Here is a 26,081-nt window from a genome sequence, read left to right as displayed (position 1 = left end):
ATGTACGATATTAATAAAGTTAGAGAAGACTTCCCGATACTCTCTCGCACCGTCTATGGTAAGCCGTTGGTTTACTTTGACAATGGTGCTACCACGCAGAAACCGCTCTGTGTGCTGGACGCCATGCGTGAAGAGTATCTTAATGTGAATGCAAATGTGCATCGTGGAGTACACTGGATGTCGCAACAGGCAACTGACTTACACGAGGCGGCACGCGAAACAGTGCGGAAGTTTATCAATGCTCGCTCCACTACGGAGATTGTCTTTACACGTGGAACGACGGAGAGTCTGAACCTTGTTGCCTCCAGCTTCACTGAAGGATGTATGCAAGCAGGCGACGAAGTGATTGTTTCTACAATGGAACATCACTCTAATATCGTTCCATGGCAGTTGCAAGAACAGCGCAAAGGGATTGTTTTGAAGGTTATCCCGATGACCGATGAGGGAGTTCTCGACCTACAGGCTTATGAGCAACTCTTCTCCGAACGTACGAAACTCGTCAGTGTAATGCAGGTAAGTAATGTTCTTGGCACCATCAATCCAGTAAAGGAAATGATTCGGATAGCCCACGAACATGGTGTACCAGTTATGATTGATGGTGCACAAAGCGTACCGCATTTTGCTGTTGACGTACAGGATTTAGATTGTGATTTCCTTGCTTTCAGTGGGCATAAGGTCTATGGTCCTACGGGTGTAGGTGTTCTTTATGGTAAAGAGAAATGGCTCGATAAGATGCCACCTTACCAAGGTGGCGGTGAGATGATAGAGCATGTCAGCTTTGAGAAGACCACCTTTGAGCGTCCACCATTGAAGTTTGAAGCCGGAACTCCCGACTATGTAGCTACTCACGGACTTGCCAAAGCCCTCGATTATGTCTATGCTTTGGGAATGGATAACATCTTTGCGCATGAGCAAGACCTCACACATTATGCCCTTCAGCAGTTGCGTGAGATAGAAGGAATGCACATCTACGGGCATGCTGGTGATAGTGGCGATGCCGTTATCAGCTTCAATGTAGGCAATATCCACCACATGGACCTCGGTACACTCCTCGATCAACTTGGCATTGCAGTCCGGACTGGTCATCATTGTGCCCAGCCCTTGATGGATCGCTTGGGTGTTCTCGGAACTGTTCGTGCCTCTTTTGGACTTTATAACACCCGTGAGGAAGTAGACGCCTTGGTATCTGGTATCAAGCGTGTATCCATGATGTTCTAAGACTATAAGCAGTTTAATATAGGTGTTCTTATGCGTTCAATTACGTTTATGAACACCTATCTCTTTTCTGTAGTTCCCTCCTTTGTGGGTAAAGATCATGTTGACTTATTCGCTTTTTTGCATTTATAAAGTGCAAATCCAAACCAAGCAAAGTTGAGAACTTGTACTAATAGTGAAGGGATGATAGGCAATATTGCTAAGATAAGGGCCAATTGTGCTTGTGTGATATAAGAAGCCTGTTTGCTACTTACCTCTCGTTCGAGTACAGCACTGTAGTATTTTCTCAACCATTCCATTGGGGTCTGAAACCATGCTGTGGCATCTGTAATAAAGTTGCTAAGCTCAGTAAACGAAGTGTTACGTTCTGTGAGAGTCATTTCCTTTTTCATATTCATGTCTTATTAATTGTTTGCTATATATATAATAGGTGTAAAACCCATCTTTGGTTTACGATTGCAAAAATAGAAACAGGCTGTGCAATGAATGTTCACTCCGTATTTTTTATTTGTTATATAAATTTAATTTGAAAGGTTCTTTAACATCTTAAGGGTTATTGTATGTTGTTAAGTCATTATTACGAAGGTCTTGTTGAAGTTGGTTGCGACGAAGCAGGTAGGGGCTGTCTTGCTGGGAGTGTCTACGCTGCAGCGGTTATTTTACCTCCTGACTACGAAAACGAGTTACTCAATGATTCGAAGAAACTATCAGCCAAGAAGCGTTATACACTTCGTGCAGAGATAGAACGGGACGCTGTTGCATGGGCGGTAGGTGTTGTGACTCCAGAAGAGATTGATAAAATAAACATTCTGAATGCGTCTTTCCTTGCAATGCATCGAGCATTAGACCAGCTGAAAGTACGCCCAGAAGCTGTCATTGTTGATGGCAATCGTTTCAAACCTTATCAAGAGCTTCCCTTTACTACTATAGTAAAAGGTGATGGAAAGTATCTTTCTATAGCAGCGGCATCAATCCTTGCTAAGACTTATCGTGATGATTACATGCAGGCGCTGGCAAAGGAATATCCGCAATATGATTGGCAGTCAAATATGGGTTATCCTACAAAGAAGCATCGGCAGGCTATCAGCGAACATGGAGTTACACCCTATCATCGCAAGAGTTTCAACCTTTTGGGCGATGGTCAGCTAACACTTGACTTTTAGAAAGAGTCGATTGAATTGTATGATGGAATTTGAAGGTTAACCATTTTGGCTCTTCCGTTAAATGCGTGGATGCTTTTCGTACAACTTTAACGTAAGACCCAAAGTGATTCATCAAACAAAAACATGGGCAAGACAGCCAACTGTCCATTCTATCATCACCCTCCGATGCAAAACAACCTTTTCATTTTAATACGTTCAAAATACAGACAAGAGTTTGAAAAGTCATTACATAATTTCAAACAAATCATCTGCAAATATAAAAAGCAATTGCAAAAAAGCAAGTTTATAACCAGCAGCCAATCAAATGGTTATCAAGTCATTCTTAAAAGGTGCTTAATTAGACTTCAAAAGGGCGTTAGTAACACGCTAAAAGAGCATCTATTGCAAGCTAATCAAGCATCTTTTAGAAGCAAGAAGAGCATGTGTCAGTTTTGAACTGGGTAAAAATATTTACATACAACGATGTTATGGTAGTAAAGGTAGAATGACATGCTAATGAACAGACACAGCATCAATTTACCTTTTCTGCATCTTATCTTGTAGTTTATCTTCCGATGTAAGACCATCTGATTTTGGACAGTCATACTTTGCAAGTGCATAAGCCTTTATCCTATTTCCAACCTACGCATTTAACGGAAGAACCAACATTTTGCGTTAAACGGAACCTAATTTCTTAATGGTGGATTTTATCAGTACCATTCGTGCGAGACAGTAACACCTGACAGATAGAAATGTTTATAAAGCTATAAGAGACATCATAGGAAACGTTAACTGAATAGTTCACGCAGAACGTGGAAGCTCTTTAGTTCAGGCATATCAGGTACATGGAGTCGATAGTAATGCAATACAATGTCAGAGATTCGGTTTCGATTATGACGAGAAAGACGGAATAGGTGCATATTCTCATAGTCCATACGAATCAGTTGGTTAATTTCTGCAGCATCTACAGGAAGTAGATAATCAGAATGGAGGGGTGCATGCTCTGTAAAGGTGGCATTGCGAAGATCGAAACATGCTCCTTCTTGATAGGCATCAAGGTTGGGAAAGAAACCTATAAAACGGCTGAGGCGCATCATGAAGACAAGGTGGAAATTTGCATAGTCATGTTCTGCTTCATCCAGCCATTCCATACTTGCACACACATACTTATATAGATGGATGTTTTGCTGCTCCCCACGTGTAACATAATAAAGGAATTCTGATAGGAAGAGGAGGATAGCCGACTTCACAGGGTCGAAGGGTATAGAGCCATAAGGTCGAAGGATACGTACTTCTTTTATACGCTGTAGGGATGTTCGTGGGCGGTAATCAAATTCAAGATCAAGCATTGTCAATGGTTGAAAATACTGCTTCTTAATCTTTCCCTTTGCCGTCTTGGGTATGCGTGTTATAAAAGAAATACGACCCTCTAATTCGGTAAACATGTCGATTATCAACGATGAATCACCAAACTTAAGAGAATGCAAAACGATAGCTTTCGACTTCAAAATCATATAAAAAACAATGCAAAATTACAAAAATACAGCCTCTTATGAAAATTAATTAGCGAAAAGTTTGGCTGATTAAAATAAATGGGCTACCTTTGCACCCGCAAAATCAGCTATGGTCCCTTCGTCTATCGGTTAGGACGAGAGATTTTCATTCTCTAAAGAGCAGTTCGACTCTGCTAGGGACTACAAGTAAAAATAAAAGAAGAAAACAAAGATGGCAAATCACAAATCATCATTGAAGAGAATCCGTCAGGACAAGGTTAAGACCTTGCACAACAGATATTATGCAAAGACTATGCGTAACGCTGTTCGCAAGTTGCGTAGCATGACGGATAAGGAAGAGGCTGTTAAGCTCTACCCTGTTGTACAGAAGATGTTGGACAAGTTGGCAAAGACTAACGTTATCCACCAGAACAAGGCAGCTAATTTGAAGTCTGCTCTCTGCAAGCACGTAGCTGCATTGGGATAAAAAAAATACTTTCAGTCATAGCTGAAAAGAACAATAAGAGCCGTAATCCTATTGGGATTATGGCTTTTTGCATATTATACACTTGTTAGACTTATAGAAAGTGCTTGGACAAATGGAGGCATTTCAATTTGCTGTCACTGCTGTCATCCACTATAAGCACTTAACTTATTCGCTTACAAAGGTATAAATGAAATGTTAAAAGTGACAGCAAATTAAAATAAAAAATATTACATGTAAGACAGCTGTATTTACGATAAAGCTAAATTAATCTTCTCTGCCATATCCATAGCTTGCTTGATTCTATCGCCCATACCGATACCATCTTTCAGATTACCAATAATATGTAAACTTGGATAAGCACGTTCTACGGCATCAATAGTACGAAGGCGCACATCCGTTTCGGGCATATATTGTGGAATAGCATGACTGTGCCTATAAATACGAATGACGTCGGCTCGGGTACCTTTGGGATATCCCAACATCGTATGAAGGGACGTATTAACCAATTCTGTCAGTTCTTCATCCGTCTTATTGAGATATTCTGGATGACAAGCACCACCAATGAAGAACGCATAATTAGCCCCATCCTTAGGCGAACGCCCCTGAAAACAAGCCGAAGGCATAAGAATTCCTAACACATTCTGTTTTTCTTTAGACGGTACTAATCCGCCAAAAGCATTCCAATGTACATCCCCTGTATTCTTCATTCCTACTCCAATCTCAATCACAGGAGCATAATAAAGATTGCTTAAATCGTCAAGTTGAGCCTTAGGTAAGAAGCTCAACAACTTTGGTAAGGCATAAGCAGGACAAGTTGTAACAACCTGCTCAGCTATTATAGTATTCTTACCCCAAGATAGTTTCCACTTATCTCCTAACGGCTCTATACTTAGTTCTTTGCAATTCGTTAGGATTCTCTCATCACCTATCACTCTCCCTAACGCAGAAACAAGGCTACGGAAACCTCCACGAGTAGAGAAGACAGCCTTTGTTGCACGCTTTTCCCTGTCCGTTTTCGGTTGTTTTGCAAGTGCTATAGCCCCTTTGATAAAACTCCCATAACGCTGTTCTAAGTCATAGAGTTTAGGCAAAGCAAGGCGAGTTGGTAATTGATAAGGATTACCAGCATACACGCCAGAAAGGAAAGGGTCGACGGCATAATCCACAAAAGACCGTCCCAAGCGTCGTTCTGCGAGGCTTCCCACACTCTCATTAGGGTCTGTCCCCTTCTTACGCCATGGCTCACCAAGAATACAGAACTTATCTTTCAGCGTAAAGAGAGGGGTCGTTATAGCAGACCAAAGTCCAGAAGGTAAGGCATGAAAGCGTCCATCCTTCCATATCAAACGGCATTTAGCAGAACTCTGTGCCATCTCCAGCGTACAATCATCACCTAACATATCGAAGAGTTCAGCCACTTCAGGGTGTTTAATAGTACCCGTACTCGGTCCTTGTTCCATCACAAAGCCGTCAACCTCCTCCGTCTGCATAAGTCCACCGATACGGTCGGTAGCCTCCAAGACCACTACATCTTGACCTTTACGACGTAGATAAGCAGCACAAGTAAGACCAGTAAGACCTGCACCAACGACAACTATCTTTCTTTCTTCCATAATATTAATGCTATATAGATTCCTCTCCAAAGTATCTCTCCCCACCGTAAAGGGAGTGTAAAACTTTTATATTGGCTTAGAAAACTTCTTATCCGTAGCCACCATCATCGGATCAAGCACAGCAGCCACAGTACGAACAAAGGGATTTCCCTCCCCTGTCATCTCCAAGGTATTCTCTGTCAAACAAAGAATACCATCTCTTTCCATCTCTTGCAGACGCTCAACATCATAATTGATAGCCCCTTTCACGTCAGCTACCGACACAGCAAGGTCTTCCGCAATATGTGTCCAATCAACATGATAGTTACACATCAAACGTTCAATTACCTCACGTACTATACGTTCTTTGGGCGTTAATTGGTAGCCTTTTCGGATAGGCAACGTACCCGCAGAGACTTCTGCTATATATTCGTCTATCGACTTTGTATTCTGTGCATAAGCAGTCTCTAATTGGCTGATACCCGTCACACCAAAGGCATACACCTGTCCTGTTGTACGACGTGTACAATAACCTTGGAAGTTTCGATGTAGTCTATGAGATTGTAAAGCCTCAGACAGTTCATCATTAGGAAGTACAAAATGGTCCAAACCAACACTAAGATAACCCGCCTCATGCAGCACATCTTTAGCTTTTTGGAACATCAAAGCCTTCTCCTCCGTATCAGGAAGACCAGCCTTTTCAAGTATCATCTGACGTTTAAATATCCATGGGCAGTGTCCATAACTGAATGTTGTAACACGGTCGGGGCGCATTGCTACTGCACGCTCTATCGTCTTCTTAAAGCTATCCGATGTCTGAAGTGGTAAGCCAAAGAGGAAATCCATATTAATATTAACACCCGCACTACGAAGAATTGATACTATTTCCTCTGTTGGCAATTCAGAAGGCGTACGATTAACAAGTCTCAACACCTCTTCATTGAAGTCCTGTACGCCTAAACTAAAACGATTAAATCGTGCATCCAACAGTCCTTGCCAGTCCTTTGCTGTTAGATAACCTGGATGACATTCTATGGCTATCTCTGGCTGTTCTATCGTAGAAAAGAGTGACAGCAGATGCTCATTCAGCTCTTTAAGAACACTTACAGGCATAGCAGTTGGACTACCACCGCCATAATGAATCTGCGATATACGTCTACTTTTATCTATATGCTTTGCTACGAGATCGATCTCCTTATGCAACGCTTGCACATAAGCTTCAACACGCTCTTCCTTTGCCATAGGGTAAGAGTTGCAGCCACAATAATGACACAGACGCCGACAGAAAGGCATATGAAAATAAAAGGAAAGATTCTTCTCACGCACCTCATTGCTATAATCAACCTCCTTCAAAAACTCTTCCCCAGTAAAAGGTCGGAAGAAGTTAGCTGGTGGATAACTCGTATAACGAGGTACAGATACATTGTATTTATCAATCAGTTCTTGCTTCATTCGTCGAAATAAATTATATGACAAAGGTACGAATACCTCCTAACATAAACAATCCTCATTTATAAGGAAAGCACAATAGGCTTACAAGCCTAACTTTACTATGATATAATCTGAATAGGTCATTAGACCACAATACTTGATCGGTTTGGGGCAAAGCCACGTTCCTCTGTAAAGGAACACATGGTTTATTGTTCCTTTTTAAAGGCTGATAAAACATAGATGAGGCTAACGATAGCCACCACTGTCTCAGCTATATAAAGACCACGATAGTCGAAGATATGCGCCACCGTTCCCGCCAATACCGCAACGAGCAGACCGCTTACATGACTAATAACAATTTGTATGGTGAAGTCAGTCCCTTCTCTACCAGGACGTACGCATCGCATGGCTGTAGTGTAAAGAACCACAGTTGCCAATCCGTAACAAGCTTGGATATAAATGATTCCGATGACAAATGCTGTCTTGTTAAAGTCGGCAAAAGTCATTGCAAGGAAGTAGATAGGTGCCAGAATAATAAGTCCTGCAATGATAATACGAGCCTTATAAATTCCGATTCGGCGTATAAGCACTCCAGAAAACCACGCCATAACGAAGGAAGCAGCAGTTCCAACGATACCAGTAAGGAATCCTATCTCCTTCATGTCGTATCCCTTATCAACGAGGTAAGGACGCAACATGGAAAGAATACCGATGATTCCCATGTAATACAGCAGCAAGAAACCTATCTGCCGCCATATTTCCTTACGTCCAAAGAAGCTAAAGATGTCAGTCCACTTGGCACGTTCTCTTGGTTTCTCATTCTCTATCTTGATATGAGGATTAAACATTAAAGGAATAATCATCATACAAACAAACAAGGCTAAACAGGGTACTACTACATTCCAACCATAGCTTTTCAGTAAGATAAGTAAGACTCCTCCACCAATGACAGCACCTCCGAAGGCTCCCATAGACTGCATACTATTGAGCATACTATGGTCATGCTTTTTAAAAGAGAGGATGGCAAGCGCGTCTGTAGCAATGTCTTGTGTAGCCGAAGCAAGCATAGAGATAAACGCCAAAATAACCACAAGCATGATTTCTGAACGTACATTAATCAGCCCTGTAGCTAAGAGTGCAACGGCATATATCAACTCTGTAGCGATAATCGTACGTTTATAGTCACGCACTGTTACGCAGTGGCGGTCAACAAAAGGCGACCATAGGAACTTTATCGTCCATGGAACTCGGACAAGGTTTAGCAAACCAATGGTTGCAAGACTATATTGACCTTCCCTCATGATAACCTGTAAGGCTGTCATAAGAAAGGATGACGGTACCATCTGTGCGATATATAGACAGAAGAACGTACCAAAACTTAGTTTCTTTGATGAAATGCTGTTGAACATGTAGTGAATTATATAAATAGAGCAACGTGTTACATATCATGAGAAAGGACTTTAGGAGAAGTGAGCAGAATTAGCTGCAGCATCCTTTTTCTCCAATCCTTCATTCTCTCCTTAGAATGATACGCTGAGGGAAGTACCAAAGGTAAGAGGCTTACCCTTCTGTGCATAGTTACCAGTTGACATCTTGAAACTGTACGCTATATAGTCAGTTCCTGTCAGATTCTTACCCCATAAATCCCATGTGAATATACCTTTTGTGAGACTAAGCTTTGCGTTAAGCATCGCATAGAAGTTCTGGCGTACAACGTTATCATCAGCCCAATAGATACGACCGAGACCTGTTAAGCCTGCATTAACGACAATCTTATCAAACCAACCTGCCTGCAAAACGGTGTAAGTCCCATCCATTGAGAGTGTGTGGTTAGGCACCATTGGAAGTCTATTACCCGAGAAATCCTCTGTAGCACTCTTCTTATATTCCAAGTAACGAGCGTGGGTGTAACCATAGTTCATACTAAACTGTAAGCTCTTTATTGGATGATAAGCAAGTGAAAGTTCGAATCCTTTACTATCCGTATGTCCTGCATTCGCAATTAGATTACCCACAGCAGGAACAGTATAGGTAGTCTGCATGTGTCGCCAATCAATGTAGAAAAGATCTGCTTCAGCTGTCAATCGTCCATCCAAGAACTTTAGTCGCGCCCCTACCTCGTAATTCCAGCTGTATTCTGGGTCGTATGCACGCTCTGCATCGGTCTTAAAGATAGTATTAAATCCACCTGGCTTATAACCACGAGTGACACTCGCATAGTAGAGATTGTCCCTGTTTGTAAGATATTGAAGCGTAAACTTAGGAGTGAACTGGCGGAAGTTAGCAATACTAATAAAGTCCTTTACATGTGCATTAGCACCTGTTGTTAACGTTACCTTATCTTGATTGTAGTCTATTTTCGCATGCTCATAATCAAAGCGTAAACCAACCGTTGCCGATAAACCCCTCCATATATTATAAGAACTCTGATGATAGATAGCATAACCCGCTGTAGGGTTCTTATAGGAAGTTGGAGTAGAGAAATCCTTTGTATAATAGCTTGTTTCTATAAAGGGGTCAGAATGGAGTAGCATACCAAACATACCAATAATCCACTGGTAACGACCTTTATCATTCGATTTCAAGGTTAGCTCTTGCGAAAGCATATTCTGATGATAACTATTATCAGCATAGAAGAGGTCCTTTGGTGTGAAATCTTGGTCTATCCCCTGATGTGATTTGATGAATTGATAAGACGTCTGACTATTGAAACTAATACGACTATTCTCATATCGAGCATTAAGACCTGTTGTTGAAATCAAACGTTTATAAGTGCTATTGCGGTTATAACTAATAGGTGATAGTGCATCTTTCGTCAGGTCGTATGGTGCATATGGATAACCATTCTGCTTACTATGAGTAAGGGTACTATTGAGATGAATAAGCCAATTTGTGGTTGGTTGCCAATAAAGTCCGAGTCGTCCTTCAACCTCATTCACCTTATCCGCTTTAACATTCAGGAACTGATTGGTGAACATACCATCGTTATGATGATAAGAAATAGCACTCGACAAACCAAGTTTATCAGTCAGCTTAGAATAGTTAGAAGCCTGTGCTACAACGTCGTTATACCTTCCATAGCCTACTTTTATACGTGTCTTCTGATAATCAAGAGGGTTATGTGTGTAGACATTGATAACACCTGCTATAGTGTTGCGCCCATATAAGGTTCCTTGTGGACCTCGAAACACATCTACAGCAGCAATATCACTGAGGTCAATATTAAATGCTGAAGACTCAAAATGAGGCACACCATCTACATAGAAACCCACAGCAGAACCCTTCGTCTTTGCTCCGATACCACGAATAAAGATAGGTGTGTTAGCATATGAACCATAGTTGGGCATGTAAAAGTTAGGCATAACTGCCGTTAACTCCTTCAAATTCACAATTTGTTGGTTCAGTAATTGCTGACTGTTAATGGTTGAAACTGCAATAGAAGTTAGGTTTCTTTTGTTCTGCTTGAAGTCAGTAACGACTACTTCGTTAAGTGATACATCTTTGTTCACTACTGAGTCTGGAGTCACTCCAGCTACCCCACTGATAGCAAGGGATGCAAGTAATAAGGTATTTAACATAAAGATGGTTTTTGTTAATGTTTTTGTGTTGCAAAGGTACAGATAATGACTTTTTCGAACAATCCTCATTTATAAGGAAATTAAATATTACCACTAAAAAGAATAAAAGCTAATTATCAGCACAAAACAGCAATTTGATATGTTTTCTTTTGTGTTTTTTGCAGGTTTTTATTTTCAAATATAAAGGAAAAAGTGTATCTTTGCATACTAGTAAGTACAATCAGAAACAACAATGACGGCAAATCCAGAAAACGAGAATAATTACTCCGCCAGTAACATTCAGGTCTTAGAAGGCTTGGAAGCAGTGCGCAAGCGTCCTGCTATGTACATTGGTGACATCAGTGAAAAGGGACTCCATCACTTGATAAACGAGACCGTTGATAACTCTATTGACGAGGCCATGGCGGGCTACTGTCATAATATTGAAGTTACGATAAACGAGGATAACTCCATTACCGTTGAAGATGACGGTCGTGGTATCCCTGTTGATATGCACGAAAAGCTGCATAAGAGCGCCCTTGAGGTCGTGATGACCGTCCTCCACGCTGGTGGTAAGTTTGACAAGGGGTCATACAAAGTCAGCGGTGGTTTGCATGGTGTGGGTGTGAGTTGTGTAAATGCTCTCTCTACACACATGATGTCTCAGGTCTTTCGTAATGGTAAGATCTATCAGCAGGAGTACGAGAAAGGAAAGCCTCTCTACCCAGTGAAGGTTGTTGGTGAGACCGATAAGACGGGTACACGACAGCAGTTCTGGCCAGACCCAGATATCTTCTCTACGACAGTCTACCAATGGTCAATCGTAGCACGCCGTATGCGTGAGTTGGCTTATCTCAATGCTGGTATTAAGATTACACTTACCGACCTTCGTCCAGACCCAGAGACAGGTAAGACACGTACAGAAGTCTTCCATGCTAAGGACGGTTTGAAGGAGTTTGTTCGTTATGTTGACCGCCATCGTCAGCATCTCTTCGATGATGTTATCTATCTCAAGACCGAGAAGCAAAACATTCCTATCGAGGTGGCTGTGATGTACAACACTGATTATACAGAGAACATCCACTCATACGTTAACAATATCAATACTATCGAGGGAGGTACTCACTTGCAGGGTTTCCGTGCTGCATTGACTCGTACACTGAAGGCATACGCGGACAACGACCCACAGATTTCAAAGCAGTTAGAGAAGGCTAAGATTGAAATAGCAGGTGAAGACTTCCGCGAGGGATTGACAGCTGTCATCTCTATCAAGGTTGCTGAACCACAGTTTGAGGGTCAGACAAAGACGAAACTGGGTAACAGTGAGGTCGCAGGAGCCGTACAGCAGGCTGTTGGTGAGGCGCTGACTGATTATCTTGAGGAACATCCTAACGAGGCAAAGATGATTTGTAACAAGGTTATCCTTGCTGCTACAGCTCGTGTGGCAGCCCGTAAGGCACGTGAAAGCGTACAGCGTAAGAACGTGATGAGCGGTGGAGGTTTGCCTGGTAAGCTCGCTGACTGTTCTAACAAGGACCCTAAGGACTGTGAGATCTTCCTCGTCGAGGGTGATTCTGCCGGTGGTTCTGCTAAGCAGGGACGAGACCGTTATACACAGGCTATCCTTCCTCTCCGTGGTAAGATTCTGAATGTAGAGAAGGTTCAGCGTCATCGTGTATTCGAGGCTGAGTCTGTTATGAATATTATTCAGTCTATCGGCGTCCGCTTTGGAGTAGAGGGTGAAGGCGACTTTGAGGCTAACACTGATAAACTCCGCTATGATAAGATTATCATAATGACCGATGCCGACGTCGATGGTTCCCACATCGACACACTGATTATGACTCTTTTCTATCGTTATATGCCGAAGGTTATCGAGCACGGACACCTCTACATTGCTACGCCTCCGCTCTATAAGTGTACTTACAAGAAGGTTAGTGAGTATTGCTACACTGAGCAACAGCGCCAGGCCTTCATTGATAAGTATGCAAATGGCGATGAAGAAGACAAGGCTATACACACACAACGTTACAAAGGTCTTGGTGAGATGAACCCAGAACAGCTTTGGGAGACAACTATGGACCCAAAGACACGACTCTTGAAGCAGGTTACTATCGAGAATGCTGCTGATGCTGATGAGATCTTCTCTATGCTAATGGGCGATGATGTTGAGCCTCGTCGTGAGTTTATCGAGAAGAATGCGACCTACGCTAACATTGATGCATAAGCCTATTGCAATATACTAAAAGCAGCCTTTTAAGGCTAAGAATATAATGAAGACTCCCTTTCTCACGGAATGAGAAAGGGAGTCTTTTTCTTTTACCCATCCGTCTTCTTGAGTGATAGGGTTGGCGTTATGAAATCAGAAAGATCTATACAAAAGCAAGAAATATTTGCGTTATACCATAAGTAAATACATGGTTCACCTTTGTTATTCTGCTATTTTCTCTTTTTTGACGATAGTCATAAAAAGACCTTACTATCCGTCTTCTAATTTTACATTATGGGTTAATGCGTAGGCTATTGATGGTTGAATATATTGCTATGATACTTATAATACCCCTGAAAATCAGTTCTTTCAGCTTACTTAAACACCTTATCTTATTGTGTAGATAGCGTATTAAAACTATGCTAAAAGTCCCTTTCAAAAAATTATTAATTGTCTATATTACTCCTATAAACACTTATATTCTCTCTTCTAATAGCTCTTTTCTCTACATAAATTTCTCTTAAAAAGAAATAAATGAGTATATTTGTAGGCCCAAATAATGAGGATATGAACAGAAACATACGACTCCGTGAAGTTAATGTAGCACAGGCTAAACTTGTATATCCTGATGGTGACTACATTGACAATGATATTATTCTCTTCGAGGATATCACCAAAGTACCACTTCCTGCAAGTGCTTCTCGCATGAAGTCACTCTTTCTTGCACTCTGTACTGGCGGTAGTGCACAATATACTGTTGATACTAAGGAACATAAAGTGAGTGCTGGAGATGTCATTATCATTAGTGAAGAACAGGTTGTAGCCGACTATCATCTCTCGCCTGATTGCGAGGGTATAGCGTTAATCATGTCGTATGACTTCTTTCAAAACATCGTAAGTGGTATTCACGAACTGGCAGCTCTCTTCCTCTTTGCCCGTACTCACCCTGTTTTCCACCTTAATAATGCACAGACAAAGGCCTTGGAGAACGATGTACAGCGCATCAAAAGGAAGATTGAAGATACTGGTCATCGTTTCCGTCGTGAGCTGGTTATGACCATGCTCAAGGCCCTTATCATCGATATGAGTAATGTTATCTATCGATTCCAGCAAATAGGTGACGACTCAAAGACACGCGCAGAGGTTATCTTTCATAAGTTTATTCAGTCGGTGGAGAAGAACTACCGCACGGAACGTCGTGTCGGTTGGTATGCCCAACAGCTATGTATCACCTCGAAATACCTCTCTGAGACTGTTCGTAGTGTTAGTCGGCGAACACCGAGTGAGTGGATTGACTCCTACGTAACACGTGAGTTACTCGTGATGTTAAGGAATACGACAATGAGCATCAAGCAGATTGCTGAGGAACTCAACTTTGCTAATCAGAGCTTCTTAGGGAAATATTTTAAGGAGCATGTGGGCGTTAGTCCTTCAAGGTTTAGGAAGGGATAATAGGGGATTATGGGCCTTATTAGGCACATAAGCCGCATAGGGCTAATAAGATAATTGGCCTAATAAGGCCCATAAGGCTCATAAGGCAAATAATATAATTGGCCTTATTAGACCTATAAGCCTCATAGGGCTAATAAGATAATTAGCCCAATAAGGCCCATAAGGCTAATAATCCTAATAGTAATTAGCCTAACAACTGTTCCGCAACCTCGCACAACTCGTCATACCATTCCTTGCCAAATCTTCGTGTAAGAGGCTCCTTCAAAAACTTATATAAGGGAAGATTCAGCTCTTCCCCTTTCTTTCTTGCATCGGCACAGATGCGCCAATGGTGGTAGTTAATACCACAGGTTCCATTGCTAAATTCCTTTACTCGGATAGGATATAATGAGCAGGAAATAGGTTTTACAAAGCCTGTCTTGCCACTACGATAGGAACGCTCTAAAGCACAAAGACAACAGTTATTCTCATAGCAGGTGAAGACACAGTCCTTACCACCTACGATACTCGTCACTAAATCGCCCTCTTCATCGGTATAGGCAACACCCTGCTTGTCGATAACAGCCTGTGCAGAAGCCGACAAATCGCCCCAAACAGTGTCGAGGACATTCTCTATTTCCATCGTCTCATCCAAGGTTACGGGTGCGCCAGCATCTCCTTCAATGCAGCATTGACCATGACACTTGTCAAGATCGCAGCAGAACTTCACATTAATTATGTCTGGTGAGACAAGCACATCACCCACCATAAAGATATGATCATACGTATTTACCATCTTTCTTTGCGCTAAATTATTTCATTCCTAACTGTGTCTTACTGTTCACCTAACAGTTTTTTCTTACAGTCTCAGTCTTGTTCTTCAAATTATTTTCATGAAAAAAAATATTTTCTCTCATGAAAAGAAATATTTTCTTTCATGAAAATAAATTCTTTTTTTCGTGAGAATAATTCCGTCCTAACATTCTTTCGGGACTATAAAGAGCTTATTTGATTATTCTTTTCTTATTGGGCTTATTAGGCTAATGGGCCTTATAAGCCTAATAATAAGCAACTTGTCAACCCTAAAACTCGTCGACCTCTCTACTTACCACTCAATCGCTTGCAGTCCACAAGCGGTTAAGTAGGCATTACAACGTGAGAATTGATGCTGTCCAAACCACCCTCCACGGTTCGCAGAGAGTGGAGAAGGGTGTACACTCTCTATGACACAGTGACGCTGTTGGTCGATAAGTGCCTTCTTACTTCGTGCAAATCCGCCCCAAAGCATGAATACTAAGTTCTCTCGACCATCGCTGAGCGCCTTGATGGCAGCGTCTGTAAAGAGTCCCCATCCTAATCGTTGATGACTGTTAGCAATGTGGGCACGAACAGTAAGTGTTGCATTCAGTAAGAGAACTCCCTGCTTAGCCCATCGCGTAAGGTCGCCTGATTGTGGGATAGGAGTACCCAAATCGGCTGCAATCTCCTTATAGATATTTTGCAGTGATGGCGGGAGTTGTATCCCATCAGGCACAGAGAAGCTCAATCCCATTGCCTGTCCAGGTTCGTGATAAGGGTCCTGACCGATTATCACAACCCTCACCTTATCGAAAGGACAGAGATTGAAAGCATTGAAAATCAGTCTTCCAGGAGGATAGCAGGGGAACTGAGCGTACTCTTGTTTCACCTGTTCTATCAACTGCAGGAAATAGGGTTTCTCAAACTCTCCCCCTAATTGCGTTGCCCATGAAGGCTCTATCTTTACATCCATAGCTATGATTGTTGTCTATAAGCGTAATAGGAGCGATAGAGAAGATTTACTTATCTCGTCTTATTACACGCAGTTTTGTTACTACAAAAGTACGATAAAGTTCTGATAACAACAAAAAAGTCGTGCCTTTCGACACGACTTTCTTCTATTCAAGTTAATCTATTACTTGTTCTTCTTAGGCTGAGCCTGCTTCTTACAGCAGCTACGCTGAGGCTTCTTAGCGTCTTTCTTGCCCTTGCAGCAAGCCTGTTTATCCTTTGAGCACTCCTTGCTCTGCTTGTCGCATGCCTTCTGTGCCTTCTCGTCACAAGCCTTACCGCTCTGTGGACACTGCTTAGCTTGCTTCTCTACCTGCTCGTTAGGAGCCTTGTCACACTTCTTTGAGCACTGGCTCTGAGCCTGTGCACTGAGTGAACATACGCTGAATGCTACTACGAATGATAATGCTATTTTCTTAAAATCCATAATCTTTTACTGTTTAAAAATTACACTTTAATACCTATAAAACTCGAAAAGGATATAAATCCTTATGGTCGCAAAGGTAATGAAAAAAGATTTTCCAACGGCAAAAAAAGCTCGTTGTGTTTGTGAATTTTAGATTTATTACAATTTAGCCATTTGTTTAGTGAATTTATGTAAACCGTGATTTATGCTGTTTTTCTTCTAAATCACCAAACAAAAAGAGCCGTGAATGAACACGACTCTTTTATCTTCAATTAAATAATTGTCTCTATCTAAGTCGATTACTTCTTCTTCTTAAAGAACGCTTTAACCTTTGCCTTGTCCTTGTTATAAGTGTTCTTGATTTTCTGTCCGTCCTTAGCAAGACCTTGCTTAACCTTCTTTACGCCAGCCTTAACCTTTGCCTTGTCCTTACGATATGCGTTTCTTACTTTCTGCTTATCCTTCGCAACACCCTGCTTTACCTTTGCCTCATCCTTACGATAGGTGTTCTTTACTTTTTGCTCGCCCTTGGCAAGGCCGTTCTCAGCATTCTTTACGTCTGTATAGAACTTCTCCTTATTATCCTGATAAGCCTTATTTACCTTCTCCTTGTCCTTAGCAAGGTCAGCCTTAACTCTCTGCTTGTCTGCGTTGAGCTTTGCTTTCTCAGTAGTTTCAGCCTTCTTAACAGCAGCACCTACCTTCTTTGCCAACGTGTCAACACGCTGCATGATAGTCTCATGAGGCTTTTCTGTATTGTTGGTCTGTGCTTGTGCGCTGAGAGAAGCGAGTCCTGCAAGGGCTACTAATGATAATACTAACTTACGATTCTTCATTGTCTTTAATCTTAAAAATAAATACTAACACCTAATTATGGGTGAGTCAACAGTAAGACACACAGTGGCAAAGGTAATAAAAAACAAATCCCAAAAGCCATAAAATGCCTTTGGGATTTGCTTTGTTTGATTTTATTAACGTTGACTTAGTCTGTGATAAGATTCTCACCTGTCATATCTGCTGGCTGCTCTAAGCCCATAATATGAAGGATAGAAGGTGCAACGTCAGCCAAACGACCATTCTTTACCGTTGCAGAATTGTTGTTTGTAACATAGATGAATGGTACTGGGTTGAGTGAGTGAGCCGTGTTTGGTGTGCCATCCTCATTGATTGCGTTGTCTGCATTACCATGGTCAGCGATGATGATCGTCTCATAATCGTTAGCCTTTGCAGTCTCAACAACCTCCTTAACACAATGGTCGATAGCCCAAACAGCCTTTGCAATAGCATTGTAAACACCTGTATGACCAACCATATCACCGTTAGCAAAGTTCACAACAATGAAGTCGTACTCCTGTGTCTTTATAGCACCAACGAGCTTGTCCTTCACTTCGAAAGCACTCATCTCAGGCTTTAAGTCGTATGTTGCCACCTTTGGAGAAGGAACTAAGATGCGGTCCTCACCCTCGTAAGGTTGCTCACGACCACCATTGAAGAAGAAGGTTACGTGTGCATACTTCTCTGTCTCGGCTGTATGAAGCTGCTTCTTACCGAGCTTACTGAGGTATTCACCTAATGTATCCATTACGTTCTCCTTAGGGAAGAGGACATGAACGTTCTTGAAGTTAGCATCGTAAGGAGTCATACAGTAGTACTGTAAGTCCTTTATTGTGTGCATCCCTTCCTCTGGCATATCCTGCTGTGTGAGTACTTCGGTCAACTCCTTAGCACGGTCATTACGGAAGTTGATGAAGATAACGACGTCACCCTCCTGGATTGTTCCATCTACAGAAGAGTTGTTGATAGGCTTGATAAACTCGTCTGTCACACCCTCTGCATAGCTTGCCTCAACCGCTTTAACCATGTCAGTAGCCTGTACACCCTTGCCTTCAACGAGCAAGTCGTATGCTTCCTTCACACGGTTCCAACGCTTGTCACGGTCCATTGCATAGAAACGACCAACGACTGAAGCGATATGTGCGCCATTTGCGTCACACACCTTCTGGATGTCTCCAACGAAACCAGCACCACTCTTTGGGTCAGTGTCACGTCCGTCCATGAAGCAATGAACGTAAACATCCTTGAGGTTGTACTCCTTTCCAATCTCAATCAGCTTGAAGAGGTGGTCGAGAGAAGAGTGAACACCACCTGTAGAGGTCAAACCCATCAAGTGAAGCTTCTTACCTGTCTTCTGTGCATAGCTATATGCATCGACGATACCTTGGTTCTTCAAGATGTCACCTGTCTGACATGCTTTGTTAATCTTTACGAGGTCTTGATAAACAATACGACCTGCACCTATATTTAAGTGACCTACCTCAGAGTTACCCATCTGGCCGTCTGGCAGACCTACATCTTCTCCTGATGCTTGCAACTCAGAGTGTGCACTAACAGCATTCAAATAATCTAAGTAGGGTGTTGGGGTGTTATAGATAACATCACCCTTACCATGCTTACCGTTACCCCATCCGTCAAGGATCATCAATAAAGCTTTCTTTGCCATAATTTTACCTTTATATATTGTTTTTATCTTCGTTCCTGCAAAGGTACGATAAAAGAATAAGATGGGTGCAAAAAGCCTGTGGAAATTTGAGGCAGAAGTGTGTTGAATAAGAGATATAGGTCTACTCCGTTCTTTCTCCTATCCATCGAAAGTCTAATTTGAGATGATAGCAGTCTGTAAATAAGGCTTTTATGATGTGAAAAGATATGAGTTGAGAGTTCTTAGCATGACTGTTATCGCTCTTGTCACTTATCCTCAAATGACATGATAACACCCTGCATGAGTGGTGCGGAGCATGGACCGCTGTCTCGTTAACGATAAATAATCTTGTGATAGATAGCTATAAACAGAACTTTGCAGGCTTATAATAATCTGAAAATGATTGGTACAAGTTGCCAAACTCCTTGCTTTGGTCGCCTTTCCCACTTCCACGCAGGCATAAGCTTGAGTACTCTGAGTGCCTCTCGGTCGAGGCATGGGTATACAGAACGCATAATTCTAAACAGACAACAATGACCAGAAGGGGTTACAAAGAACTTTATTATGACTTTTCCCGAGATTGAGTTTTCTGCCAATTCAGGAGGATACTGAAGATGTGCCGCTATAAATTTGAAGAGATCACCCGGGAATGAAGGTTTCAATCCCTCAACAGTTTCGAACATCTTTGCCCCTAAGGTGTCCACATTCAATGTATCATAACAAAGAGCAAAGGCTGGTTCAGCACAATAAGGCTGCTCAGTTTGCTCCTTTTTCTTCGGTTTCATCGTTCTTTTATGCTTCTGTGCATCGATATTACCAACGACTACAAAACTTAAAAATAGAACTAAAAACAGTTTCTTTATCATAACCATGAACTTTTATTGTTGAACATTTTGTTTCTTAAAAGAAACTGGCAAGACATACCAAGTACCACCCTTAGCCGTTGAATCCACATTCCACTTCGGCATTAACTTCAATACCCTTAACGCCTCTGTATCAAAAGCAGGACTCAACGAACGAAGTATCTTGAACTGAGAACAGCTACCGTCGCGGTCTATATAGAACTTGACAATCACCCTCCCTTCAACATTCTTATTCTTACGACCAGCTGGCCATACAAGGTGAGTACGGAGGAATTGTTGAATATTACCTGGGAAAGATGGCATTGGAGAAAAACAACAGATAATCTTCTCGGGCATTTCTTTTTTCACTCCTAAGGTATCGATTGTATCTTTCCGAACCTCATTTTCATAAGATTTCATCGACATCTTTTCCTGTTGAGCATTTACAGTTGCTGCCATACAGATACTAAGTGACATTGCTAACAAAATTCGCTTCATCATATAAACCTTTTGTTTTATTCTCCTTTACAGCTACTAAACGCAGCCTTTCGAGAGATTATTATAAACAAACTCTTTGCTTTGAAGAGTCTTTCGAACATTCTTAATTTAAAACCTGCGCCAACGCTTAAACGCAATCACGCCGCCGCAGGTTTATGAAATGCAGATGACATATATTGGAACTTATTGTCGATGCAAAGGTAAAGAAGAATATAATACAATGCAATAGCCCCATTAGAGTTGACACATGTAAAACAAGTTAACATTTGACTATCAATAATTTACGACTAACAACTTCACTTCTTTGACACAATAAAGCTTATAAAAGTTCCCTCGTTTTCGCACTTTACCAAGCTTTAAGATATCTTTTCGTCCCCTTTCCTCCCATCCTAATTTGGCAATACGCAGTAGAATGTGTATCTTTGCAAATATGAAGAAAAGACCGATTTTATTACTGATTACTCTTTTGACTTTGCTTTCATGCAGCCAAAGAAAACTGCCTAACTATCCTGCAACAGACGAAGGAATCACTCGGATGAGGCTCGATAGCGCTGCTTTCTTCATGGCTAAACATGACACAAGGAATGCGATGTATCAGCTAAAATCGGCAGAAAAGCACCTTTTCAACGTAACGGAAGACTCTTTGAAGTTTGCTACATACTATCGTATTGCTCTATTGAATGCCCAAAATGGTGCTTATAAATTGGCACTTGACTACTTCGCCCATACTGCTCGCTATGCAAATGATAGTAAAAAGAGTCACAGGTTGACAGATATTTACCTCGGTAAAGCCTCTGTTTTCAACCAAATCGGACAACGTGACTCTGCCCTGCTGTACGTAAAGAAGGCTGAAGCCTTCAAGCCTCGTATTCGTAAAGACCAAGAGCAGAGTATTAATCAACTAAGAACACGCATTGAGAAACGTCAGATTTTATCGGTTTCACCGGAGAAAGATATTGAGATTGTACAGATACAAGACCGTTATGAAGTGGCTATCGCACAACGTAAAGCCTTGCAACTTCAACTATATATAGCTTATCTTGTTATCATCTTGATACTCCTTACAACGGGTATCGTAGTATGGTTTCGCCGTCGTATGCGCCAACAGCTACATACCTATCGCAGACAACAAGAGATGACAGAGCAGAATATTCAGCAGTTGCTCCGACGAAAAGATGCAACGATAGATGAGATGAAGGCTGAAGTTGACAGTAAAATCAATGAGTTAGAACAGTTGAAACAGAAGACTCCTACACATAACGGAGATACAAAAACAGCCGATTCCATCGAGCAAACTAAGTTAGGAATAGATACGCTCTATACCATTCTAAAAGGTGGAAATATCTCACAGATGGGAAAACGTGAACAGCAGGCTCTCAACGCTATAATGCCTAACTTCGATTACGACCTTGCTTATATCCTCAATAATCCTCGCTATGCGTTCACTCCTAAGGAGACATTCTACTATATAATGGAACACAACGGGATGACCGACGAGCAGAAAGCCGATGCCTTCTGTTGTACGTCACAAGCCATTAGATCGATTAAAAGTAGAATGAAAAAGAAGATGGAAAAGTCACAAGAAGAACTTCCTGAAACAGATATAGAACTTGCAGCAGAGGATAAATCAGCCTTATGCCTAACACGACGTCATCATTAAGTTGTAACGAACAAAGGTACACAGGGGACTATTTGATGAAGGTAGGTTTGATGGTCCTCTCAGCTTATGAAGGTTCAAGTAGAGCCCTCGAACTGACTGCAGAGTAAGCCTTTCTTATTCTTTAGATAGGTATTATTCCCATGCAGAGTAGAAATCTATAATCGCAATAATGTAAGTGTGTGTGTGGCATATCACGAATCATAATTAAAAAGAAGAATATTTAATGATGAGTAAGTTATCGGTAATTCTATGGTTATTATTGTTTGCGACAACATGTGTTGGGCAAGATAATTTAGGTAATAATAGTGACAAGGATTCTTTAAGATATAAGCGATTTGATATTGAGGAGTATAAGAGGTTAGCAAGAAAAAGTCCTACAGCTTATCGTATACGCAAAGAAGGAAAGTTGGGTGAGCTTATAGAATTAAGAGATGAATACGAAAAAAACTCCTTTGCAGGCTTTCGGGAGTCTCATACATATAGAGACTCTCCATACGAATATATCTATCTGTATAACACAGTGGGAAATATAACGGCATATTGGGCATATCTTTACCAAATGCCAGTAGGTAAAGGATATCAATTCGATGGTCATGGACATGAAGTAAAATGTGTAGATTATGATTTGCCTTATAAGTTTAGTATAGATTCATTAAAAGTAAAAATGTTGCACCAATATGGTATTAATCTCATGGATAAGAAGGAAGTGTTTAGTGTAAGACGTTATGAAGAACGAACGTATATTAAGCGGCCGATTTATATAGTCTGTGCTCATTGGAAAGATAATAGGAATGACATTTATCTTATTGACGGGATTAATGGAGAGACATTATATATCCAAAAGGCTGTTGAAACAATTCGGGATGATTGTCCTACTGATTGGAAGAGCATAGAGGAATTATATCATGACTCTAAGAGTTCCTCGTCAATACCAATACAGCAATAATGTTATTGGGTTGTATTTCCTAATAAAAGAATAAGTTATGGGTATATTTGATTATTTCTTTAGCCATGCTAAACAGAAGCAAGATAAAGCTATTAGGGATAAAATAAAGAATAGGAAGCACTTTGAAAAAGTCTTGGAAAAGAGAATGACAGAGATTCGTGAGGATAAACTGACTATTTCAAATGGTTGTAATAATTTATTTATAAATCGTGTTATTGCAGATAATAGTATAGATGTCATCTTTGTAAAATACTCAATGGATGCAGATATTAAAGAACTAAAAGAGGTTCTTCCGAAATATGGAGTGATAAACTAAAACTCTTACATATAAGGCACACAGAGTCACGGAGGGGACGGAGGTAACGCAATGTCACGGAGGTGCCGAGGGCACAAAGAGCGACGGAGATGCAGCATACAGATTCTTGACAAATATTTTGGAATAAGCGTTTTGTATATAAATTGCTAATAGAATTGGCAAACAAGCTCCGTTGCTCTATGCACCGACGGTGCCTCTGTTACTACTATAGCTTTGTATTTAATAATCCTCCGTTCTCTCCGTGTCTCCGTGTGACATTGCTTCAAACTCTAAACACAAGTGGCAAACCTTATCACTCCAAAATCCTGAAGACCCCTAAAAGATATCTATATGGATTCATTAAGCTATTTTCTACATGGATTTGAAAAAGAAAACCCTATATATAATGACATTCTAAACCGTGTATCATTAGCCGTATTGTTAAATATTCCAGATAATAACATTAAACAGTTGATTACCTATGTTCAGCAGATGGACGAACAGGCAAAGCCAGCTGATTGGACTCCAGACCTTTTACTCTGGTTTATGCTGAACTCTCGGATGGGCGAGGATAAGATACAAACGCATGCAAATAAGCTTGCCTTCCCTAAGTTGTATAAAGGACTTTTTAAGTTAACACAGTTGTCTGATGCACAAGCTGCGAAGAAGGCTTTGATAGATTACATCGGGAAATGGTATAACTTGAATAAGGATGCCCCTTGGTATAATAATCATTTGAAAACAAGCTGTTATCGTGGTTACTGGGCTTGGGAGGTCGCAGCCGTAGCAAAAATACTGCAGATAGATGATTCCGACCTAAAGGATAATCCATATTATCCTTATGACATGGTACATTGGGAAGAAGACGATACAACTAACGATGAGTAATAGTGATCAGATACTGCTTTCATCTTGGAATATACGAAGCAGTAGATTTTTCTAAATTAGGAAGTGATAGCATCTATTACGGTCAGAATATAGTACATAATATTACGAAATTAGTTTTATTTTCTTTTGCTGTCACATTTAATATTTCGCGTAAGTCCACTGTAAATTAACAACTTAAATGGCTATAATGGATGACGGATATGACAGGAAACTTTATTTATAGATTCTTGCTTTGCTATAGAAAGAGAATGTCTATCATTCTAAAGTGATACTTCACTTTCAATAAGAATGATAGACATTATCGTATAGGAGTCGAACGATGTGGATGTTATTACTTCCTTTCTGTCAATGGTCGTTGACTGGAGGAAGTTGGTACATTCATCTCTTCGAGTCTCTTGGCAGCATATTCTCCCATCATCTTATACCCCTTAGGGTTAGGGTGTAACCAATCACCAATCTGGCAGTCTTTGCGTAGTCTGTCGGGTGATGACGGATCACGCATGAGTGCATCAAAGTCGATGAAACCGTCGATTTCATGGTTTGTTCTTATCCATTCGTTCACCGTCTTACGTGCTGCATCACGTGCCTCTGTAAAGTAACCTTTGCAACCATTGAAAGGAGTTATCGTACCCATATAAACCTTCAAGCCACGCTGGCGAGCCTTCTTAATCATCACTTGATAGGCTTCTATCAACTGGCGAGCAGTTTCTTCTGGATTGGTTGACGTACCGATATCATTAATAGCCTCGAAGATGATTACGGCACGAAGCCCTCTTTGTCCCAAGATATCACGATCGAAACGCTCCTTTCCTGGCTGTCCTAAACCCACAGAGAGGATACGATTATCCCCAATCCCAAGATTCAACACACCTGTTTGAGGACTCTTTGGGTCATGTTCGCCATTTAGTACAGCTGACATAAAGTCAGGCCAGCGGTCTTGTGCATTTGTCACACAACCCTTTCCATCGGTAATACTATTACCAAGGATAGCCACACTGGAAGCAGAGGCATCAAGAACATCAATAGCAGAAATATTAAACCAATGGTCCTCTTTGAAAGCTGTTGAGAAATCAGTATTAGCATTTGTCACACCACGTAATATATAAGATGTAGTACGTGAACCCATGTGAACAGTAGGTTCTTTTGGTGCTTTAAGATAGTTAATCGTAATTGACAAACGTTCCAAAGGTTGTAAATCGAATTTCAACGCATCAGAAAAGGCAGCCTTACCAGCAGGTATCGTTACCCGACGTTTATTATTAAAACGGAGATACTTAGCTGAATTCTTCTGTATCTCTGACCCTTCTCCAGCCTTTGCAATATAAATACTGGTAATCTCAACAGGCTCAGAAGACAGTTCATTACTCAACTGCAAACGAATAACAGGGCCACCGATACTCACCTTCACTACCTGTCGTACGGAGCGATTCGTCATCTGGTTATTATAAGGCATAAAACCCTTATCAACTGTCTGTGGCGCACAAGCCCATGTACCTACCCAACGTTCTTGCTGTGCATAAGCGTTGAGTGTGATAAAAAGCAATAAAACGAATAAAATCTTACGTATACACATTGTCCTGAATTTATTTCCTCCCAAGTCCTCCTTAATGTCTTCTGTGAATGAGAACTATCAGAAAGCGTATCTCTGTTGGTGGAAGGATGATGATAAATAATGATATATTTTGATGTATAATACAATAA

General features: G+C 41.1%; 23 protein-coding genes. 9 read left to right on the top strand and 14 right to left on the bottom strand.

Annotated elements, in window-relative coordinates:
- Positions 1–1,218 carry a cysteine desulfurase gene (locus tag HMPREF0666_RS03430; RefSeq protein WP_009010926.1) on the top strand — a complete coding sequence of 406 codons (1,218 nt, stop codon included), beginning with the start codon at positions 1–3 and terminating at the stop codon, positions 1,216–1,218.
- Between the two features lie 95 nt (positions 1,219–1,313).
- Here the strand turns inward: HMPREF0666_RS03430 and HMPREF0666_RS03425 are convergent, their stop codons facing one another.
- A complete protein-coding gene (locus HMPREF0666_RS03425) occupies positions 1,314–1,607 on the bottom strand; it encodes a hypothetical protein (protein ID WP_009010925.1) in 294 nt (97 codons plus the stop codon).
- A gap of 168 nt (positions 1,608–1,775) precedes the next feature.
- Between HMPREF0666_RS03425 and HMPREF0666_RS03420 the strand changes: the two genes are divergently transcribed.
- Positions 1,776–2,378 (top strand): ribonuclease HII, encoded by a 603-nt coding sequence (locus tag HMPREF0666_RS03420; protein WP_009010924.1) that lies wholly within the window; start codon positions 1,776–1,778, stop codon positions 2,376–2,378.
- Positions 2,379–3,145: 767 nt separating this feature from the next.
- Here the strand turns inward: HMPREF0666_RS03420 and recO are convergent.
- A complete protein-coding gene (gene recO / locus HMPREF0666_RS03410) occupies positions 3,146–3,871 on the bottom strand; it encodes a DNA repair protein RecO (protein ID WP_009010923.1) in 726 nt (241 codons plus the stop codon).
- 211 nt (positions 3,872–4,082) lie between these two features.
- On the opposite strand from recO, the gene rpsT reads away from it, so the two are divergent.
- Positions 4,083–4,337 carry a 30S ribosomal protein S20 gene (rpsT, locus tag HMPREF0666_RS03405; protein WP_004358670.1) on the top strand — a complete coding sequence of 85 codons (255 nt, stop codon included), beginning with the start codon at positions 4,083–4,085 and terminating at the stop codon, positions 4,335–4,337.
- Between the two features lie 248 nt (positions 4,338–4,585).
- Here rpsT and hemG read toward each other — a convergent pair whose 3' ends face one another.
- From hemG to HMPREF0666_RS03385, 4 genes are all read right to left on the bottom strand, one after another.
- Positions 4,586–5,950: a protoporphyrinogen oxidase gene (hemG, locus tag HMPREF0666_RS03400; protein ID WP_009010922.1), complete on the bottom strand. Its 1,365-nt coding sequence runs from the start codon at positions 5,948–5,950 to the stop codon at positions 4,586–4,588.
- 66 nt (positions 5,951–6,016) lie between these two features.
- On the bottom strand, positions 6,017–7,381 hold the full coding sequence (hemN, locus tag HMPREF0666_RS03395) for an oxygen-independent coproporphyrinogen III oxidase (protein WP_009010921.1): 1,365 nt from the start codon (positions 7,379–7,381) through the stop codon (positions 6,017–6,019).
- A gap of 185 nt (positions 7,382–7,566) precedes the next feature.
- The gene (locus tag HMPREF0666_RS03390) at positions 7,567–8,769 is read right to left on the bottom strand and encodes an MFS transporter (protein WP_009010920.1); all 1,203 of its coding nucleotides are present in this window, start codon (positions 8,767–8,769) and stop codon (positions 7,567–7,569) included.
- A 111-nt stretch (positions 8,770–8,880) separates the two neighbouring features.
- Positions 8,881–10,938, bottom strand: a complete 2,058-nt coding sequence (locus HMPREF0666_RS03385; RefSeq protein ID WP_009010919.1) for a TonB-dependent receptor — start codon at positions 10,936–10,938, stop codon at positions 8,881–8,883.
- A 232-nt stretch (positions 10,939–11,170) separates the two neighbouring features.
- Here HMPREF0666_RS03385 and gyrB point away from each other — a divergent pair, with 232 nt between their 5' ends.
- Positions 11,171–13,144: a DNA topoisomerase (ATP-hydrolyzing) subunit B gene (gene gyrB / locus HMPREF0666_RS03380; protein ID WP_009010918.1), complete on the top strand. Its 1,974-nt coding sequence runs from the start codon at positions 11,171–11,173 to the stop codon at positions 13,142–13,144.
- Between the two features lie 549 nt (positions 13,145–13,693).
- Positions 13,694–14,578 carry a helix-turn-helix domain-containing protein gene (locus HMPREF0666_RS03375; protein WP_042855978.1) on the top strand — a complete coding sequence of 295 codons (885 nt, stop codon included), beginning with the start codon at positions 13,694–13,696 and terminating at the stop codon, positions 14,576–14,578.
- A 184-nt stretch (positions 14,579–14,762) separates the two neighbouring features.
- Here the strand turns inward: HMPREF0666_RS03375 and HMPREF0666_RS03370 are convergent, their stop codons facing one another.
- From HMPREF0666_RS03370 to HMPREF0666_RS03340, 7 genes are all read right to left on the bottom strand, one after another.
- Positions 14,763–15,353 carry a DUF3109 family protein gene (locus tag HMPREF0666_RS03370; protein WP_009010916.1) on the bottom strand — a complete coding sequence of 197 codons (591 nt, stop codon included), beginning with the start codon at positions 15,351–15,353 and terminating at the stop codon, positions 14,763–14,765.
- A gap of 309 nt (positions 15,354–15,662) precedes the next feature.
- Positions 15,663–16,328, bottom strand: coding sequence for a uracil-DNA glycosylase (gene ung / locus HMPREF0666_RS03365; protein WP_009010915.1), 666 nt, complete (start codon positions 16,326–16,328; stop codon positions 15,663–15,665).
- Between the two features lie 162 nt (positions 16,329–16,490).
- Positions 16,491–16,793, bottom strand: coding sequence for a hypothetical protein (locus HMPREF0666_RS03360; protein WP_009010914.1), 303 nt, complete (start codon positions 16,791–16,793; stop codon positions 16,491–16,493).
- Between the two features lie 278 nt (positions 16,794–17,071).
- Entirely contained in the window at positions 17,072–17,608 is a 537-nt protein-coding gene (locus HMPREF0666_RS03355; protein WP_009010913.1) for a hypothetical protein, read from the bottom strand.
- A 146-nt stretch (positions 17,609–17,754) separates the two neighbouring features.
- Positions 17,755–19,272 (bottom strand): 2,3-bisphosphoglycerate-independent phosphoglycerate mutase, encoded by a 1,518-nt coding sequence (gpmI, locus tag HMPREF0666_RS03350; protein WP_009010912.1) that lies wholly within the window; start codon positions 19,270–19,272, stop codon positions 17,755–17,757.
- Positions 19,273–19,634: 362 nt separating this feature from the next.
- Positions 19,635–20,036: an energy transducer TonB gene (locus tag HMPREF0666_RS03345; protein ID WP_232214053.1), complete on the bottom strand. Its 402-nt coding sequence runs from the start codon at positions 20,034–20,036 to the stop codon at positions 19,635–19,637.
- A gap of 93 nt (positions 20,037–20,129) precedes the next feature.
- A complete protein-coding gene (locus HMPREF0666_RS03340; protein ID WP_009010910.1) occupies positions 20,130–20,594 on the bottom strand; it encodes an energy transducer TonB in 465 nt (154 codons plus the stop codon).
- A gap of 409 nt (positions 20,595–21,003) precedes the next feature.
- Here HMPREF0666_RS03340 and HMPREF0666_RS03335 point away from each other — a divergent pair, with 409 nt between their 5' ends.
- From HMPREF0666_RS03335 to HMPREF0666_RS03320, 4 genes are all read left to right on the top strand, one after another.
- The gene (locus HMPREF0666_RS03335) at positions 21,004–22,251 is read left to right on the top strand and encodes a photosystem I assembly protein Ycf3 (RefSeq protein WP_042855949.1); all 1,248 of its coding nucleotides are present in this window, start codon (positions 21,004–21,006) and stop codon (positions 22,249–22,251) included.
- 223 nt (positions 22,252–22,474) lie between these two features.
- A complete protein-coding gene (locus HMPREF0666_RS03330; RefSeq protein ID WP_009010907.1) occupies positions 22,475–23,197 on the top strand; it encodes a hypothetical protein in 723 nt (240 codons plus the stop codon).
- Between the two features lie 37 nt (positions 23,198–23,234).
- The gene (locus HMPREF0666_RS03325) at positions 23,235–23,513 is read left to right on the top strand and encodes a hypothetical protein (RefSeq protein ID WP_009010906.1); all 279 of its coding nucleotides are present in this window, start codon (positions 23,235–23,237) and stop codon (positions 23,511–23,513) included.
- 330 nt (positions 23,514–23,843) lie between these two features.
- On the top strand, positions 23,844–24,380 hold the full coding sequence (locus tag HMPREF0666_RS03320) for a PoNe immunity protein domain-containing protein (RefSeq protein ID WP_009010905.1): 537 nt from the start codon (positions 23,844–23,846) through the stop codon (positions 24,378–24,380).
- Between the two features lie 331 nt (positions 24,381–24,711).
- Here HMPREF0666_RS03320 and HMPREF0666_RS03315 read toward each other — a convergent pair whose 3' ends face one another.
- The gene (locus HMPREF0666_RS03315) at positions 24,712–25,953 is read right to left on the bottom strand and encodes an SGNH/GDSL hydrolase family protein (RefSeq protein WP_009010904.1); all 1,242 of its coding nucleotides are present in this window, start codon (positions 25,951–25,953) and stop codon (positions 24,712–24,714) included.
- Positions 25,954–26,081 lie beyond the last annotated feature (128 nt).

Origin of the sequence: Prevotella sp. C561 (genome assembly GCF_000224595.1) — a bacterium.
Classification (GTDB): domain Bacteria; phylum Bacteroidota; class Bacteroidia; order Bacteroidales; family Bacteroidaceae; genus Prevotella; species Prevotella jejuni.
The sequence above is the reverse complement of the archived record's forward strand: the minus strand, read 5'-3'. Positions and strand labels throughout refer to the sequence as shown.

Coding starts and splice junctions, on each gene's coding strand:
- HMPREF0666_RS03430 (WP_009010926.1), top strand. CDS start 1: ATGTACGATATTAATAAAGTTAGAGAAGACTTCCCGATACTCTCTCGC.
- HMPREF0666_RS03425 (WP_009010925.1), bottom strand. CDS start 1,607: ATGAAAAAGGAAATGACTCTCACAGAACGTAACACTTCGTTTACTGAG.
- HMPREF0666_RS03420 (WP_009010924.1), top strand. CDS start 1,776: ATGTTGTTAAGTCATTATTACGAAGGTCTTGTTGAAGTTGGTTGCGAC.
- recO (WP_009010923.1), bottom strand. CDS start 3,871: ATGATTTTGAAGTCGAAAGCTATCGTTTTGCATTCTCTTAAGTTTGGT.
- rpsT (WP_004358670.1), top strand. CDS start 4,083: ATGGCAAATCACAAATCATCATTGAAGAGAATCCGTCAGGACAAGGTT.
- hemG (WP_009010922.1), bottom strand. CDS start 5,950: ATGGAAGAAAGAAAGATAGTTGTCGTTGGTGCAGGTCTTACTGGTCTT.
- hemN (WP_009010921.1), bottom strand. CDS start 7,381: ATGAAGCAAGAACTGATTGATAAATACAATGTATCTGTACCTCGTTAT.
- HMPREF0666_RS03390 (WP_009010920.1), bottom strand. CDS start 8,769: ATGTTCAACAGCATTTCATCAAAGAAACTAAGTTTTGGTACGTTCTTC.
- HMPREF0666_RS03385 (WP_009010919.1), bottom strand. CDS start 10,938: ATGTTAAATACCTTATTACTTGCATCCCTTGCTATCAGTGGGGTAGCT.
- gyrB (WP_009010918.1), top strand. CDS start 11,171: ATGACGGCAAATCCAGAAAACGAGAATAATTACTCCGCCAGTAACATT.
- HMPREF0666_RS03375 (WP_042855978.1), top strand. CDS start 13,694: ATGAACAGAAACATACGACTCCGTGAAGTTAATGTAGCACAGGCTAAA.
- HMPREF0666_RS03370 (WP_009010916.1), bottom strand. CDS start 15,353: ATGGTAAATACGTATGATCATATCTTTATGGTGGGTGATGTGCTTGTC.
- ung (WP_009010915.1), bottom strand. CDS start 16,328: ATGGATGTAAAGATAGAGCCTTCATGGGCAACGCAATTAGGGGGAGAG.
- HMPREF0666_RS03360 (WP_009010914.1), bottom strand. CDS start 16,793: ATGGATTTTAAGAAAATAGCATTATCATTCGTAGTAGCATTCAGCGTA.
- HMPREF0666_RS03355 (WP_009010913.1), bottom strand. CDS start 17,608: ATGAAGAATCGTAAGTTAGTATTATCATTAGTAGCCCTTGCAGGACTC.
- gpmI (WP_009010912.1), bottom strand. CDS start 19,272: ATGGCAAAGAAAGCTTTATTGATGATCCTTGACGGATGGGGTAACGGT.
- HMPREF0666_RS03345 (WP_232214053.1), bottom strand. CDS start 20,036: ATGAAACCGAAGAAAAAGGAGCAAACTGAGCAGCCTTATTGTGCTGAA.
- HMPREF0666_RS03340 (WP_009010910.1), bottom strand. CDS start 20,594: ATGATGAAGCGAATTTTGTTAGCAATGTCACTTAGTATCTGTATGGCA.
- HMPREF0666_RS03335 (WP_042855949.1), top strand. CDS start 21,004: ATGTGTATCTTTGCAAATATGAAGAAAAGACCGATTTTATTACTGATT.
- HMPREF0666_RS03330 (WP_009010907.1), top strand. CDS start 22,475: ATGATGAGTAAGTTATCGGTAATTCTATGGTTATTATTGTTTGCGACA.
- HMPREF0666_RS03325 (WP_009010906.1), top strand. CDS start 23,235: ATGGGTATATTTGATTATTTCTTTAGCCATGCTAAACAGAAGCAAGAT.
- HMPREF0666_RS03320 (WP_009010905.1), top strand. CDS start 23,844: ATGGATTCATTAAGCTATTTTCTACATGGATTTGAAAAAGAAAACCCT.
- HMPREF0666_RS03315 (WP_009010904.1), bottom strand. CDS start 25,953: ATGTGTATACGTAAGATTTTATTCGTTTTATTGCTTTTTATCACACTC.